The sequence below is a fragment of the Curtobacterium sp. ZW137 genome, assembly GCF_003762905.1.
Taxonomy (GTDB): Bacteria; Actinomycetota; Actinomycetes; order Actinomycetales; family Microbacteriaceae; genus Curtobacterium.
Window position 1 is genome coordinate 568,111 of sequence record NZ_RJKS01000003.1, and the last position, 14,696, is coordinate 582,806.

A 14,696-nucleotide genomic window follows, 5' to 3' on the forward strand; every position below is an offset into this window, starting at 1 on the left:
GGAGAGGTGAGAGATGGAGCCCGCGAACGACTTCGAAGCGCCGAAGCGCCGACGTGGTGGAGCGCGCACCCCGGCTGGCTCGACCAGCCTCGCCCAGGTCGCCCAGGTGGCTTCGGTCAGTGAGGCGACCGTCAGCCGGGTCCTGAACCGGAAGTACGGCGTCTCGGCTTCCACCAGGCAGGCTGTCGAAGACGCACTCAAGCAGGTCGGCTACGAGCGTCCGCTCGACGACCGGCTCGTGCTGATGCTCACGCCGAACCTCAAGAACCCGATCTTCGCCCAGCAGGCCGAGCGAGTCGAGAACGAACTCAGCCCGTACGGCCTGAAGTCGATCATCTGCCCCGTCTACCCGGGCACCCCGCAGGAGCGTGACTACGTCGAGTCCCTGGTGGACGCCGGCGTCGCGGCGATCGTCTTCCTCTCCTCGAGCAACACCCTCCGGGACGCCGACCACCGCGTCCTGCAGCTCATCGAGTCCCGGGGCATCCCGTACGTCAGCATCAACGGCGGCTTCCCCGACGTCGACTCGCCCGTGGTGTCGACCGACGACTGGCGGGCGGCCGAGCTCGCCGTCGGTCACCTGCACGACCTCGGCCACCGTCGGGTCGGTCTCGCGGCCGGACCCGTCGGCAACGTCCCCGCCGACCGTCGTGTCGAAGGGTTCCTGCAGGCGCTCGGCCGTCGCGGTGTCGCGGAACCCGAGGCCTTCGTCGTCCGGCAGCACTTCAACATCGAAGGCGGGCAACAGGCGGCGTCGGCGCTGCTCGCCCACGGCGTGACCGGGATCGTCGCGTCGAGCGACGAGATGGCGCTCGGCGCGTACCGCGCGGTCGACCGGGCCGGGCTCCGCGTGCCGCACGACGTCTCGGTGGTCGGCTACGACGACTCACCGATGCTCGACTTCACCGCCCCGCCGCTGACGACTGTGCGGCAACCGGTCGAGCGGATCGCCGAGAACGTCGGCCGACTGGTCACCTCGCTCATCGGGCACCGGGAAGTCAGCAGCGACGAGATCCTGGTCGAGCCGGAGCTCCGGCTCCGCGGGTCGACCGGGCCGGTCCGTCCAGCCGACGTCTGAGACCCGCCGCCGCGGACGGCGCGAACCGACGTCGGCTTTTCCCCTCGTCTCGACGACCCGTCCGGCGCATGGGAAACCTGAGGGTCTGGTAACGATCGTTGCGAACGCATGCGTACGCTCGTGACGGATCAGACCCGAGGGCATCACCGTCGATGTGCCACCACCGCACATCGAAGGACGACAATGCCCCTGCCAGCCCGCACCCCGCGGACCCGCACCCCCGAGGACCGCAGCGCCTACGAGCCCGGCATCGAGACGACGCACATCCCGGTGCTGCCGCCGGACGCCCGCGCCCGGAAGCGCTTCGTCCGCGTCGTCGCCGCCGTCGCGGCCGTCGGCGGTGCGCTCTTCGGCTACGACACCGGCGTGATCTCCGGCGCGTTGCTCTACGTGTCCTCGGACTTCGACCTCGGCGTCTTCGAGGAGGGCATGGTCACGAGCGTGCTGCTCATCGGCGCCGCGGTGGGCGCACTGGCGGGCGGACGGGTCGCGGACCGCGTCGGCCGCCGGCTCGCCCTGGTGCTCGCCGGCGTGGTCTTCATCGTCGCGACGATCGGGTGCGCCTTCGCCCCGGACTACGCCGTCCTGCTGGTCAGTCGCGTGGTGCTGGGCCTGGCGGTCGGGGTGTCCTCGATCATCGTCCCGCTCTACATCGCCGAGATGGCGCCGTCGGACATCCGCGGACGCCTGGTCTCGCTCAACTCGCTGATGATCGTCACCGGGCAGCTGCTGGCGTACCTGGTGAACGCGTGGCTCGCGCAGTACGGCGCGTGGCGCTGGATGCTCGGGCTCGCGGCGGTCCCGGCCGTGGTCCTCGTCGTCGGCATGGTCCTGCTGCCCGACACCCCGACGTGGTACCGGATGCGGGACCGTGCGGGTGACGCACTGCAGGTCCTCCGCCGCACCTACCCCGAGCGTGAGGCGCACCGGGAACTCCGCACCATCCGCCAGGCGCAGGAGTCGCAGTCGTCCGAGAGCCAGGGGTGGAGCGGGTTCCGGCAGCCGTGGATCCGGCGCTCCGTGCTCATCGCCGTCGGGGTCGCGATCCTGCAGCAGGCGACGGGCGTCAACACCGTGATCTACTTCGCACCGACCCTGCTGGTGGACACCGGGCTGCCGTCGTCGACCGCCGTGGTCGCGACGATCGCGATCGGTGTCATCAGCGTCGTCGCGACGCTCGTCGGGTTGCGCCTGGTCGACCGGGTGCCGCGCAAGAAGCTGCTCATCGGCGGCTCCCTGGGTGGGGTCGTGTCCCTCGTCGCGCTCGGTGCCACCTTCCCGCTCACGGAGCGCGGTCCCGGCTTCAGCTACCTGACGCTCGGCGTGATGGTGCTGTTCCTGGCGTTCCAGCAGTCCGCGGTCGCGACGACGACGTGGCTGATCATCTCCGAGCTGGTGCCGTCAGCGGTGCGCGGCATCGGCATGGGCGTCGCCGGGGTGTTCCTGTGGCTCGCGAACTGGGCGGTGTCGCTGGCGTTCCTGCCGGTGGTCCACGCGATCGGCGGGTCCTGGACGTTCATCGCCTTCGCGGTCATCGGAGTGGCCGGCGTCGTGTTCGTGTGGCGCGCGGTCCCGGAGACCGGCGGCAAGTCGTTGACGGACATCGAGCACGAGATGCAGGACGCGACGGCCTAGGACGTCGGCCGGCGGCTCGCGACGTCACCAGCAGACCGGCCGGGAGGCTCGTGGCGGGGCCGCCACGAGCCTCCCGGCCGTCATCCGGTCACCGCCCACCCGTGGAGACCCACGCGCCGAGCGGTGCGTCCGGAACGTCCTCGTCGCTGTGTGCGGTGTCGCAGAGGACGAGGCCGCGGGCCTCGTAGTTCGGGCGGGCCGCCGGTCCGTCGAGGTCGCACGTGTGCACCCAGACGCGCACCGCGTCGGGGAGCGACCAGGCGGTCGCGATCGCGTGTTCGAGGAGCGGGCCGCCGAGCCCGCGTCCGAGGCCGGGCGCGGCCAGGCCGAAGTAGCGGATCTCGACGTGGACGCCGTCGTCGTGCGGGACGGGCTGGAGCTGGACGTAGCCGAGGGGGACGCCGTCGGCGCTCGGGAGCAGGAACACCGTGCCGGGGACCGCGAGTTCCTCCGCCCACTGCTCCCGGGTCCAGTCGAGCCGATCGGTCCAGCGCCAGGCGCCGCCGACGTACCCGTAGAGGAACCGGGCGTACTCGGGGTCGACCGCACTCGTCCGGTCGAGCCGCACCGGAGCCGGGACGGGCCGGGGCGGAGCGGTCGGAGGTGTGTGCGACTCGAGGGTCCAGGTGACGACGTCCATGCGTCCGATCCTGCCGCACCGAACGGGACGGGCCCCTCGGCTGCTGCCGAGGGGCCCGTTCCGTGTCGTGCTTCGGGTCAGGCGGCACCGTGACTCGCCCGGGAGCGACGCGAGAGCGAGTCGATGATGACCGCGAGGAGCAGGACGGCTCCGGTGACGATGTACCGGGTGTAGTCCTCGAAGTTCAGCAGGTTCAGGCCGTTCGCGATGGACTGGATGACGATCACGCCGAGCAGTGCCGACCAGATGTTGCCGCGGCCGCCGAAGAGGCTGGTGCCGCCGATCACAGCCGCAGCGATCGCGTTGAGGTTGACGTCACCGCCGCCCGAGCTGAGGGTCGCGGCGGACAGGTGGGCGGACGCGAGGAGCCCACCGATGACGGCGAACACCGAGCAGAGCATGAACACCGAGATGTACACGAGCCGCACCTTGATGCCGGACCGGCGAGCGGCCTCGACGTTGCCACCCACGGCGTAGATCGACCGGCCCCACTTCGTGCGCTTCACGAGGTAGTTCATGATGACCACGAGCAGGACGAAGAACACGAAGGACGTCCCGGTGCCGCGGTCGGTCGAGAGGTACCAGCCGATCGCGGAGAGCCCGACGAGGAGCAGCACCGCCTTGGTGATCACGAGCGACTTGGCGCCCGTCGACAGGCCGGCACGGCTCCGCCGGGCATCGCGACGGAGGTCGGCGAACAACGTGCCGCCCGCGGCGAGCACCGCGAGTGTGTAGACGAGCCACGGCGGCAGGTAGGAGAAGAGCGCGAACTGCACGATGAACGACTCGGTCGGCAGGTTGATCGAGCCGTTCTGGCCGAGGACCAGCAGCTGCACGCCGAGGAACGCGAGCAGCCCCGCGAGCGTGATGACGAAGCTCGGGACGCCGAACCGCGTGTACAGCAGGCCGTACAGCAGGCCGATGAGTGCACCGACGCCGAGCGCGACGGCGATCACCGCGATCAGCGGCCAGTGCAGCTGCGTGAGTCCGACTCCGAGGATCGCCGCGGCGAGGCCGCTGACGGAACCGACGGAGAGGTCGATCTCGCCGAGGAGCAGGACGAGGACGATGCCGATCGAGATGGTGCCGGCCGCCGCACACTGCACGGCGAGGTCGACGAGGTTCGTCGCGTAGAGGAAGCTCCCCCCGGGTGTCAGGATCCCGAACGCCACCCAGATGACGACGAGTCCGACGACGACGGGTAGACTGCCGAGGTCGCCTGCGCGGACCCGACGGGTGAAGCTGGTGACGGCACCGCGGATGCCTTCTTCGCGGAGGAGCCGCTCGTCCTGGAGGTCCGCTGCAGCGCGGGAGGTCGGCGTGCTCATGGTGACGGGGTCAGGAGAGGTGCCTCGTGGCCGCTTGCTCTGGCGGGTGCTGCTCATTGGTCGGTCTCTCGTTCGGATTGCGCGGCGGCGCGACGGGTGACTGCGTTGTCTGTGGCACCGGTGATCGCGGCGATGATGTCCTCGTAGCTCACGTCGGCGACGGCGAAGTCGCCGTTGTTGCGGCCGAGGCGGAGCACGACGACGCGATCCGCGACTGCGCGGACGTCGGCGAGGTTGTGGCTGATGAGCACCACACCGTGCCCTCGGTCACGGAGACGTTCGACGAGGTTCAGGACCTCGGCGGTCTGCGCGACGCCGAGGGCGGCGGTCGGTTCGTCGAGGATGACGACCTTCGGGTCCCCGATGAGTGATCGGGCGATCGCGACGGTCTGTCGCTGCCCTCCCGAGAGCGATGCGATCGGGATGCGCACCGACGGGATCCGCGCCGACAGCTGTCGGAGCAGCTCCCACGACTTCGCCTCCATCGCCTCCTCGTCGAGGACGAAGGTCGAGATCTCGCGCCCCAGGAAGAGGTTGGAGACGACGTCGAGGTTGTCGGCGAGTGCGAGGTCCTGGAAGACCGTCGCGATGCCGAGCGACTGCGCAGCGGCCGGGGAGCCGATCTGCACGTGTTCGCCTTCGAACGTGATCGTGCCTTCGTCCGGGGTGTAAACGCCGGCGAGGATCTTGACGAAGGTGCTCTTGCCGGCGCCGTTGTCCCCGACGATGGCGACGACCTCACCGGCGTGCACGTTGAAGTCGATGCCCGAGAGGGCCTGGACGGCGCCGAAGCGCTTGCTGATGCCCTGGAGGGACATCACCAGGTCCTTCTGGACGGTGACGGGGGTGGGTTCCGCGATGGTCACGAGGACTCCTTGCATTCAGGGGAGGGGGAGTGACCCCCCTCCCGGCGGATCACTTGATGCCGTACTTCGTGCAAGCGGCGGCCAGCTGCGCGGTGCAGATGTCCTTCGCGGTGAAGAGTCCGTCCTTCACGACGGTGTCCTTGATGTTGTCGGCGGTGACGGCCACCGGTGTGAGGATCACCGACGGGACGCTCTTGCCGCTGGCGGTCTTCACGGTGCTCGTCGTCGAGGCCTTCTTGCCGGCGGCCAGTTCGAGGGCGAGGTCCGCCGCTCCCTGCGCTTCGGGCTTGAACGCCTTGTACACGGTCATGTACTGCTTGCCGGCGAGGATCCGCTGGAGCCCGGCGAGCGTCGCGTCCTGGCCGGTGATCGGCGGCAGGTCAGTGGCGCCGGCCGCCTGCATCGCCGAGATGACGCCGCCAGCGGTGTCGTCGTTCGCGGCGTAGATGCCCTTGATGTTCGTGACGCCGACCTTCGAGATCTGACCAGCGGCCCAGGCCTGTGCCTTCGCCGGGTCCCATCCGGGGGTGTCGTACTCGCCGAGCACGTCGAAGCTCGTCTTCGACAGCACGGACTGCGCGCCCGCCTTGAACTGCGACGCGTTGTTGTCCGTCGGTGAGCCGTTGACCTCGAGGACGCCGGCGTCGTCGGCGATGCCGAGGTCCTTCATGCGGTCGACGAGGGCCGTGGCCTGCAGCTCGCCCACCTTGTTGTTGTCGAAGGAGATGTAGGCGCTGAGGTCACCCGAGTTGATGAGCCGGTCGTAGGACACGACCGGGACGTTCTTCGACTTCGCGAGGCTGACGATCGAGGCGGCCGCTTCGCCGTCGAAGGCGTCGAGGACCAGCACCTTCACGCCCTGCGTGAGCATCGCCTGCGCCTGCTGCTGCTGCTTCGACGCGTCGCCCCCGGCGTTCTGGTAGAGGACCGAGCAGTCCGGGCACTTCTTCTTGATGCGCGCAGTGAAGAGCGGGCGGTCGGCACTCGCGAAGCGCGCGGTGACCGAGTCCGGCAGCAAGAGGCCGATCTTGGCGTTCGAGGCGGATCCACCACCGCCGGACGACGCTGCCTGGGAACCGTTCGAGCACGCGGAGAGCGATCCCGCGAGGAGCGCGATCGACGCAACCGCGATCGCTGCTCGAGTGACGACTTTCTTCATTGAAGGCCTCCATCTGCCACCTCCGTTGGTGGCGATAGTTCGTCGAGTTACTACTCAACGAACAAGTTGTCCGGCAAACGATACGATACGGGTGACCCTGCCGCAAGGTCTTCTTTCATGGAGTACGCACCTTCCGTTTTGTGGACACTTAGTCCGGTGTGTGAGAACCTGGGAGGAAGGCATGCCCGGGGACACTGGGCTCGACACGACGAAGGAGTCTTGATGTCTGGACAAGGACAACCGCGCGGAACACTCGAACTCCCACCGTTGACCACCGGCCCGCACCGCAAGCGGATCGGTCTCATCTCGGTCGTGGCCTGCCTCGGCGGCCTGCTCTTCGGCTACGACACCGGCGTCAGCAACGGCGCCGAGATCTCGATCCAGTCGCAGCTGGGCCTCGACGACATCGGCCTCGGCGTCGTCATCTCCTCCCTCGTCTTCGCAGCAGCGGTCGGCGGGCTCGTCGGCGGGCCGGTGTCCGACCGCATCGGCCGTCGGTCGACCATCATCGCGATGGCGGTCTTCTTCTTCTGCGGCACGCTCCTGGCCGTGTTCTCCCCGAACTTCGAGGTGCTGCTCGCCGGACGCATCACGGTCGGACTCGCGGTCGGTGCCGCGTCGATCGTCGTCCCCGTGTACCTGGCGGAGCTCGCTCCGCTCGAGATCCGCGGCATGATCACCGGCCGCAACGAGCTCGCGATCGTGAGCGGGCAGCTCGCCGCGTTCGTCATCAACGCGGTCATCGGGATCGTCCTCGGCGACGAGGGCGGCGTCTGGCGCGTGATGTTCTTCATCTGCTCGATCCCGGCAGCCGCGCTGTTCATCGGCATGCTCAGGATGCCGGAGTCCCCGCGCTGGCTGGTCGAGCACGGCCACGACGAGCGCGCCCTGGCGGTCCTGAAGACGGTCCGCAACGAGGACCGCGCCGCCGTCGAGCTCGAGGAGATCCGCAAGATCACGTCCGAAGAGCCGAGCGAGACCCGGCTGAACGGGCTCAAGGCGCTGCTCTCCAGCCGCTGGCTCATCCGCATCGTCCTGATCGGCTGCGGCGTCGCCATCGCGCAGCAGGTCACCGGGATCAACTCGATCATGTACTACGGCCAGCGCATCCTGATCCAGTCCGGCTTCGGGGCGAACGCCGCCCTGATCGCGAACATCGCCCCCGGGATCCTGGCGGTCGTCGGTGGGATCATCGCGCTCCGCAACATGGACCGCGTCGACCGGCGGAAGACCTTCATCCTCGGCCTGTCGCTCACCACCACCTGCCACATCCTGATCGGCGTCTCGTCGCTGGTGATCCCGGACGGCAACCCGATCCGGCCGTACGTGCTGCTGTTCCTCATCTGCGCGTTCGTGCTCTCGATGCAGTCCTGCCTGAACATCGCCGTGTGGGTCTGGCTCGCCGAGATCTTCCCGCTCAACATGCGCGGACTCGGGACCGGCATCGCGGCCTTCGCCGGCTGGCTGATGAACGGCGTGCTCGCGCTCTACGTGCCGTCGCTCATCGAGGGCATCGGCATCACCGGCACGTTCTTCCTCTTCGCCGTCATCGGTGGCATCGCGCTCGTCTTCATCGTCACCCAGGTGCCGGAGACCCGCGGCTGGTCGCTGGAGAAGCTCGAGGAAGAGGTGACGACCGGCGCGATCTACATCGACACGATCAAGGGCAAGGCGAAGCGGGCCGGTCGCGACGAGCGGTGACCGTGCTGCAAGATGTGGTCCATGGCTGACGACGGGTCCACGGCGACGGCACGGCGCGCGACCATGCGTGACGTGGCCGAGCGGGCGGCGGTCTCCAAGTCGCTGGTCTCGCTCGCGTTCAGTTCGCCGGAGTCGGTCAGCCAGGAGCGGCTCCGGCGGATCCTGGACGCGGCCGACGCGCTCGGGTTCCGCCCGAACCGCGTCGCCCGCTCGCTGAACGGAGCGCGGGACGACTTCGTCGGGATCCTCGTCGCGGACTCCCGGAACCCGGTGTTCGCCGAGGTGGTGGACGCCGCGAGGCTCTCGCTGTCGGCGGGTGGCCGGCTCGGGCTGATGACCAGCGCGGTGCTCCCCGGCGCGGGTGCCCACCTGGACCTCGAGGCGGTCGCGATGCTCGGCGACCTGCAGCCCTCCGGGCTCATCGTGGTGGGATCGGTGCCGAGCATGGACCTCGTGGTGGAGGCGATGGGGTCCGCCCGGATCGTCATCGCCAGTGCCCGACCGGACCGGCTCGCCGGCGCCGCGACCGTGCGCGGGGACGACGAGGTCGGTGTCCGGCTCGTCGTGGACCACCTCGCCGGGCTGGGGCACCACCGGATCGGGCACGTCGGGGGCGCCGGCGGTCGGGTGGCCTCGGGCCGCGCCGATGCGTTCGTCGCCGCGATGCGGGAGCGCGGCCTCGACGCCGGACTCGTCGCGGAGAGCGACTTCTCCGAGGCGGCGGGCTTCCGGGCTGCGCAGGCGCTGCTCGACCTCGACGAGCCGCCGACCGCGATCACCGCGGTCAACGACCTCGCCGCGATCGGTGTGACGGCCGCGCTCCGGCAGCGGGGCCTGACGGACTCGGTCGCCGTCACCGGGTACGACAACACGTACCTCGCTGCGCTCGGGGCGGTCGGACTGACGTCGGTGGACCCGGACAACGCCACGATCGGCCACCGCGCGGCCGAGCTCCTGCTCTCCGAGGAGAACCCGGGCGAGGTGCTCGTCGCACCCACCCTGCGGATCCGGGCGACGTCCGTGCCCGCGCGCCGCTGACCGCACCGCACGCGGTTGACATCGTCGGATCGACGGTCGTACATTGAACCGGTCCAAGATTTTGGACCGGTTCAAACCAGGAAGCAAAGGAGCCCCCTGTGGCAGAGAACAGCGCGCCCCGCACCGTCGGTGTCGGACTCATCAGCGTCGGGTGGATGGGGCGACTGCACTCGCGCTCCTACGCCCTCCTCCCGCTCCTCTACCCGGAGCTCGGCATCCGCCCCCGCCTCGTCGCAGCAGCCGACGTCGCCGCCGCCGGCCGTGACTACGCCGCGGACGTCCTCGGCTACGAGAAGGTCGTCTCCGACTACCGCGAGGTCTTGAACGACCCCGAGGTCGAGGTCGTCTCGATCTGCGCCCCCAACTCCCTGCACGCCGAGATCGGCATCGCGGCCGCCGAGGCCGGCAAGCCGTTCTGGATCGAGAAGCCCGTCGGTCGTGGCGCCGCCGAGACCGAATCCGTGGCCGCGGCCGCCGACGCCGCGGGTGTCGCCACCACGATCGGCTTCAACTACCGGCACGTCCCCGCCGTGCAGCACGCCCGCCAGCTCGTCCTCGACGGTTCGCTCGGCCGGATCACGAACGTCCGTGGCCGGTTCTTCGGCGGGTTCTCCTCGAACCCCGAGGACCCGCTGACCTGGCGCTTCGTCCGCGCGACCTCGGGCAGCGGTGTCCTCGGCGACCTGATGGGCCACCTCGTCGACCTCATGCACTACGTCCTCGGTCCGATCGGCTCGATCTCCGCCGCGACCGGCACCTACCTCACCGAGCGTCCCGGTCTCCCGGGGACGCCCGACGCCGGCAAGCTGCTCCCCGTCGAGAACGAGGACTACGCCACGATGCTCGTCCGCTTCGACGAGTCCGCGGTCGGCGCCGGTGCGATCGGCAACCTCGAGGCGTCGCGCATCGCCGTCGGTCCGCGCTCCGAGTACGCGTTCGAGGTCTTCGGCACCGAGGGCTCGGTCCGCTGGGACTTCGAGCGGCTCAACGAGCTCGAGGTCGCCCTCGCGCGCACCGGCCAGCACGTGGGCTACACCCGCGCGTTCGCGGACGGGTACTTCCCCGACTACTCCCGCTTCCAGCCGAGCTCCGGCACGAGCATGGGCTACGACGACCTCAAGGTCATCGAGGCCGCGAAGTTCCTCACCGCCGCCACCGGGGGCGAGGCCACCGGGTCCAACATCCACGACGCCGTCGCATCGGCCCGCGTGCTGAGCGCCGCCGAGGAGTCGGCGGAGTCCGGCCAGTGGGTCGACCTGCCCGTCGAACCGGGCGCGACCGCCAACGTCCGCACGAACACCACCGAAGGGGCACGCGCATGAGTCTCCGCATCGCCACCGCACCGATCTCCTGGGGTGTCAGCGAGGTGGACGGCTGGGGCTACCAGCTGCCCCCGGAACGCGTCCTCGCCGAGATGACCTCCCTCGGGTTCGAGGCCACCGAGCTCGGCGCGCAGGGCTTCCTGCCCCCGGCGCCCGAGGACAAGGCCGCCCGCCTGGCCGAGTTCGGGATGACCGCGATCGGCAGCTTCGTGCCCGTCATCGCACACCAGCCCGGCATCGACCCGCTGCCCCGCATCGAGCAGGAGCTCGCGGACTACGCGGCATCCGGCGCGACCGTCCTCGTGGTCTGCGCGGACAGCGAGCAGACCGGGTACGACGCCCAGCGGGAGCCGCTCACCGACGAACAGTGGGCGACGCTCTTCGCCAACCTCGACCGCATCACCGAGGCCGCCGCGGCCGTCGGCGTCACCGCGACCCTGCACCCGCACGTCGGCACGGTCGTGGAGACGAAGGACGACGTCGACGCCGTCCTCGCCGGCTCCACCATCCCGTTCTGCTTCGACACCGGGCACCTGTTCCTCGGCGGCACGGACCCGGTCCGCTTCGCCGCGGAGCACACCGACCGCATCGCGTACATGCACCTCAAGGACGTGTCGCTCGAGGGCATGCGCCGGGTCGCGGACGGCGAGATCAGCTACTTCGACGCGATCAAGGCCGACATCCTCTACCGGCCGGTCGGACAGGGCGACGTCGACATCCGCGCGATCTTGACGAGCATGGTGCAGGCCGGGTTCGACGGCTGGATCGTGCTCGAGCAGGACAAGGTCGTGCTCGAGGAGCCGGCCGCCGGCACCGGCCCGATCGAGGACGCCCGTGCGAGCGTCGAGTACGTCCGCGCGCTGGTCGCCGAGCTCGAGGCCGCCGAGGTCGCACGGTGAGGGTCGGCGTCGCGGGACTCGGTCGCATCGGCGCGATGCACGCGCGGAACCTCGCGCGGACGCCCGGCGTCGACGAGGTCGTGCTCATCGGCCGCGACGCCGGACGGACGGAGTCGGTCCGGGCGCGGCTGGCGGCGCAGCGGGACGCCGAGCAGACCACGGAGTCCGGGGCGCCCGGGTCGGACGTCTGGGCGCCGGTGTCGACCACGGTCGACCCGCTCGCCGACGTCCTGCCCTCGCTCGACGGGATCCTCGTCGCCTCGGCCACGGACACGCACGCCGAGCTCGCCCGGGTCGTCGCGGACTCGCACACCCCGCTGCTCATCGAGAAGCCGCTCGCCCTCGGCGTCGACGAGCTGACCGAGCTCTCCCGGGACCTCGACGCGACGGGCACACCGATCATGGTCGCGTTCCACCGTCGCTACGACCCGGGCTACCAGCGGCTCCGGCAGCACGTCCTCGACGGTGACGTCGGCACGCTCCGGCTCGTGCAGGCGACGGAGAACGACCACTACGCGCTGCCCGTCGACTACATCCCGCAGTCGCACGGCATGTGGCTCGACCTGCTCGTCCACGACTTCGACATCATCCCGTGGACGGTCGGCGACCCCGTCGTCGAGGTCTCGATGATCGGCTCCGTGCTCGACGAGCCCGTCTACGGCGACCACCAGGACACCGACACCGCGATGGTGACGCTCCGCTTCGCCTCGGGCGCGGTCGGCAGCATCGGCGCGCTCCGCCGCAGCGACGCGGGCCAGGACGTCCGGCTCGAGGTCACCGGCTCGAAGGGCGCGTACGGTGCCGGCTACGGTCCACGCACCCCGATCACCTCCACCGAACCGGGCGGCAGCGCACCGTCGAACCCCTACGACACGTTCGGCGACCGCTTCGTCCCGGCGTTCGAGGAGGAGATCGCCCACTTCGTCCGGATGATCCGCGGAGAATCGGAGAGCCTGACGCCCCCCGCCGCCGGACTCGTCGCCACCGCGCTCGCCGAGGCGGCCGCGGAGTCGTTCCACACCGGACGCCCCGTCCGGCCCCGCACCACCGCGTAGACCACGCGGCACAACCCACCACCCTGGAGATTGCAATGACGCAACAGACCCGGATCGGCCTCTTCGGCACCGGTCGCATCGGACAGGTCCACGCCATGAGCGTGGCCGCCATCGACGACGCGGAGCTCGCGTGGGTCTGTGACCCGTTCGTGGAGGGCGCCGAGCGCACCGCCGCCGAGTACGGCGGCAAGGTGAGCACGGACCCGGCCGAGGTGTTCGCCTCGGGCGAGGTCGACGCGGTGATCATCGCCGCACCGACCGCGACCCACGTCGACCTGATCGACGCCGCCATCGACGCCGGTGTGCCGGTGCTCTGCGAGAAGCCGATCGACCTCGACCTGGCCCGGGTGGACCGCCTCCGCGCGAAGGCCGCCGCCGCGACGATCCCGATCGTCCTCGGCTTCAACCGCCGCTTCGACCGGCACTTCACCGAGCTGCAGCGTCGCGTCAGCGCGGGGGAGATTGGCACGCTCGAGCAGGTCCTCATCACGAGCCGCGACCCCGCCGAGCCGCCGGCGGCGTACCTCGGCGCATCCGGCGGCATCTTCCGGGACATGACGATCCACGACCTCGACATGGCGCGGTTCTTCGTGCCGGACATCGTCGAGGTGACGGCCCGCGGCGCGAACACCTTCAGTGCGACGGCCCGCGAGCTCGGTGACTTCGACTCCGCCGTGGTGACCCTCCGTGGGGCGGACGACGAGCTCGTGGTCATCACGAACTCGCGGCACGCGTCCTACGGGTACGACCAGCGCTTCGAGGTCTTCGGCTCCGAGGGGCTGCTGCAGGTCGGCAACCAGACGGACACCCTCGTGCGCCGGTGGAGCGCCGACGCGGTCGAGTCCCTGGAGCCGTACCAGAACTTCTTCCTGCAGCGCTACGCGGAGGCGTACCGGCTCGAGGTCGTCGAGTTCCTCAAGGCCGTGCGCGGCGAGCCCTCGCGGAGCCCCGGGTTCGAGGACGGCCGTGCCGCCCTCGTGCTCGCGGACGCCGCGGACCGCTCCGCACGCACCGGCCAGTCCGTCGCGGTCGACCTGTCACGATGAGCCCGATAAACCGCGACCTCGTCGCCACCTGCTGGACGACCGCGGGCACGGGACTGCCCGACGGGCCCTCGGAGCGGAGCTCGTTCTCCGCCCGGGAGCGCGTCAGTGCGGCCGCGGACGCCGGCTACGTCGGGCTCGGGTTCGTCGTCGACGACCTCGAGGTGGTCCGCGACACGATCGGCTTCGACGCGCTCCGCGAGCACGCGGACCGCGTCGGCATCCGGCACCTCGAGGTCGAGCTCGTCAAGGACTGGTGGCGGGACCCTGCGGAGACCCCGTGGCGCACCCGCTGGGACCTGCTCCGTGACGCCGCCCGCGCCTTCGGGAGTCCGATGGTGAAGATCGGGCCGCCGCCCGCGCCCACGGTGGACTCGCTCGACCCGTACGTCGGGCCGTTCCGGGCGCTGGCCGACGAGGCGGCGGAGATCGGCACGCGGCTGGCACTCGAACCGCTCCCGTTCGCCGGGATCTCCTCGATGCCCCAGGGGTCCGAGCTCGTCCGCGCCGTCGACCACCCGCACGCCGGACTCGTCGTCGACTCGTGGCACGTGTTCCGCGCCGACACCTCGCTCGAGGAGCTCCGGCGCACCCTGGACCCGGCCACCGTGGTCGGCGTCGAGGTGAACGACGCCGACGCCGAACCGCAGGCCGGTCGCACGCTGTTCGAGGACACCCGGGACAACCGTCGCTACCTCGGCGAGGGCGCCCAGGACGTCGTGGGGTTCCTCCGCACGATGGCGGAGCTCGGCTGGGACGGTCCGTGGGGCGTGGAGATGCTCTCCGTCGAGCACCGTGCCAAGAGCCTCCCGGACGCGTTGGACGCGGCCCGGGACACGACGCTCCGCTGCCTCCAGCTCGCGGAAGCGGATTTCCCTACAGCGGACGTTTCGTCCATTCAGCGATAAAAGCGCTATGCTCATTCAGTCCGA

Annotated in this window: 13 protein-coding genes; 9 read left to right on the forward strand and 4 right to left on the reverse strand. The window is 70.3% G+C overall.

Translation table 11 applies throughout. From position 1 onward, the window contains the following. Nucleotides 1-13 precede the first annotated feature (13 nt). On the forward strand, nucleotides 14-1,078 hold the full coding sequence (locus EDF55_RS12365; RefSeq protein ID WP_123655242.1) for a LacI family DNA-binding transcriptional regulator: 1,065 nt from the start codon (nucleotides 14-16) through the stop codon (nucleotides 1,076-1,078). Between the two features lie 183 nt (nucleotides 1,079-1,261). Beyond that, the gene (locus EDF55_RS12370) at nucleotides 1,262-2,713 is read left to right on the forward strand and encodes a sugar porter family MFS transporter (protein ID WP_123655243.1); all 1,452 of its coding nucleotides are present in this window, start codon (nucleotides 1,262-1,264) and stop codon (nucleotides 2,711-2,713) included. Nucleotides 2,714-2,801: 88 nt separating this feature from the next. On the opposite strand, the gene EDF55_RS12375 is transcribed toward EDF55_RS12370, so the two are convergent. From EDF55_RS12375 to EDF55_RS12390, 4 genes are all read right to left on the reverse strand, one after another. After that, on the reverse strand, nucleotides 2,802-3,353 hold the full coding sequence (locus EDF55_RS12375) for a GNAT family N-acetyltransferase (RefSeq protein ID WP_123655244.1): 552 nt from the start codon (nucleotides 3,351-3,353) through the stop codon (nucleotides 2,802-2,804). Nucleotides 3,354-3,430: 77 nt separating this feature from the next. Beyond that, complete coding sequence (locus tag EDF55_RS12380) at nucleotides 3,431-4,681, reverse strand: sugar ABC transporter permease (protein WP_123655245.1); 1,251 nt, start codon at nucleotides 4,679-4,681, stop codon at nucleotides 3,431-3,433. A 53-nt stretch (nucleotides 4,682-4,734) separates the two neighbouring features. After that, a complete protein-coding gene (locus tag EDF55_RS12385; protein WP_243698218.1) occupies nucleotides 4,735-5,499 on the reverse strand; it encodes an ATP-binding cassette domain-containing protein in 765 nt (254 codons plus the stop codon). A gap of 97 nt (nucleotides 5,500-5,596) precedes the next feature. Continuing rightward, the gene (locus tag EDF55_RS12390; RefSeq protein ID WP_123655247.1) at nucleotides 5,597-6,706 is read right to left on the reverse strand and encodes a sugar ABC transporter substrate-binding protein; all 1,110 of its coding nucleotides are present in this window, start codon (nucleotides 6,704-6,706) and stop codon (nucleotides 5,597-5,599) included. A gap of 222 nt (nucleotides 6,707-6,928) precedes the next feature. On the opposite strand from EDF55_RS12390, the gene EDF55_RS12395 reads away from it, so the two are divergent. The 7 genes from EDF55_RS12395 (at nucleotide 6,929) to EDF55_RS12425 (ending at nucleotide 14,672) form a co-directional block, all read left to right on the forward strand. Further along, nucleotides 6,929-8,407, forward strand: a complete 1,479-nt coding sequence (locus tag EDF55_RS12395) for a sugar porter family MFS transporter (RefSeq protein ID WP_123655248.1) — start codon at nucleotides 6,929-6,931, stop codon at nucleotides 8,405-8,407. A gap of 21 nt (nucleotides 8,408-8,428) precedes the next feature. After that, nucleotides 8,429-9,445 (forward strand): LacI family DNA-binding transcriptional regulator, encoded by a 1,017-nt coding sequence (locus EDF55_RS12400; RefSeq protein WP_185017361.1) that lies wholly within the window; start codon nucleotides 8,429-8,431, stop codon nucleotides 9,443-9,445. Between the two features lie 98 nt (nucleotides 9,446-9,543). Further along, nucleotides 9,544-10,767 (forward strand): Gfo/Idh/MocA family protein, encoded by a 1,224-nt coding sequence (locus EDF55_RS12405; protein ID WP_260235898.1) that lies wholly within the window; start codon nucleotides 9,544-9,546, stop codon nucleotides 10,765-10,767. Then, nucleotides 10,764-11,666, forward strand: coding sequence for a sugar phosphate isomerase/epimerase (locus EDF55_RS12410; RefSeq protein WP_123655250.1), 903 nt, complete (start codon nucleotides 10,764-10,766; stop codon nucleotides 11,664-11,666). Before EDF55_RS12405 ends, EDF55_RS12410 begins: the two co-directional genes overlap by 4 nt. Next, nucleotides 11,663-12,721: a Gfo/Idh/MocA family oxidoreductase gene (locus tag EDF55_RS12415; RefSeq protein WP_123655251.1), complete on the forward strand. Its 1,059-nt coding sequence runs from the start codon at nucleotides 11,663-11,665 to the stop codon at nucleotides 12,719-12,721. Before EDF55_RS12410 ends, EDF55_RS12415 begins: the two co-directional genes overlap by 4 nt. A gap of 35 nt (nucleotides 12,722-12,756) precedes the next feature. Continuing rightward, on the forward strand, nucleotides 12,757-13,767 hold the full coding sequence (iolG, locus tag EDF55_RS12420) for an inositol 2-dehydrogenase (RefSeq protein WP_123655252.1): 1,011 nt from the start codon (nucleotides 12,757-12,759) through the stop codon (nucleotides 13,765-13,767). Continuing rightward, the gene (locus tag EDF55_RS12425; RefSeq protein WP_123655253.1) at nucleotides 13,764-14,672 is read left to right on the forward strand and encodes a sugar phosphate isomerase/epimerase; all 909 of its coding nucleotides are present in this window, start codon (nucleotides 13,764-13,766) and stop codon (nucleotides 14,670-14,672) included. Before iolG ends, EDF55_RS12425 begins: the two co-directional genes overlap by 4 nt. The last annotated feature ends 24 nt before the right edge of the window (nucleotides 14,673-14,696 follow it).

Excerpts from the sequence above, each read along its gene's own strand:
- EDF55_RS12365 (WP_123655242.1), top strand. The coding sequence starts at position 14 with ATGGAGCCCGCGAACGACTTCGAAGCGCCGAAGCGCCGACGTGGTGGA.
- EDF55_RS12370 (WP_123655243.1), top strand. The coding sequence starts at position 1,262 with ATGCCCCTGCCAGCCCGCACCCCGCGGACCCGCACCCCCGAGGACCGC.
- EDF55_RS12375 (WP_123655244.1), bottom strand. The coding sequence starts at position 3,353 with ATGGACGTCGTCACCTGGACCCTCGAGTCGCACACACCTCCGACCGCT.
- EDF55_RS12380 (WP_123655245.1), bottom strand. The coding sequence starts at position 4,681 with ATGAGCACGCCGACCTCCCGCGCTGCAGCGGACCTCCAGGACGAGCGG.
- EDF55_RS12385 (WP_243698218.1), bottom strand. The coding sequence starts at position 5,499 with ATGTCCCTCCAGGGCATCAGCAAGCGCTTCGGCGCCGTCCAGGCCCTC.
- EDF55_RS12390 (WP_123655247.1), bottom strand. The coding sequence starts at position 6,706 with ATGAAGAAAGTCGTCACTCGAGCAGCGATCGCGGTTGCGTCGATCGCG.
- EDF55_RS12395 (WP_123655248.1), top strand. The coding sequence starts at position 6,929 with ATGTCTGGACAAGGACAACCGCGCGGAACACTCGAACTCCCACCGTTG.
- EDF55_RS12400 (WP_185017361.1), top strand. The coding sequence starts at position 8,429 with ATGGCTGACGACGGGTCCACGGCGACGGCACGGCGCGCGACCATGCGT.
- EDF55_RS12410 (WP_123655250.1), top strand. The coding sequence starts at position 10,764 with ATGAGTCTCCGCATCGCCACCGCACCGATCTCCTGGGGTGTCAGCGAG.
- iolG (WP_123655252.1), top strand. The coding sequence starts at position 12,757 with ATGACGCAACAGACCCGGATCGGCCTCTTCGGCACCGGTCGCATCGGA.
- EDF55_RS12425 (WP_123655253.1), top strand. The coding sequence starts at position 13,764 with ATGAGCCCGATAAACCGCGACCTCGTCGCCACCTGCTGGACGACCGCG.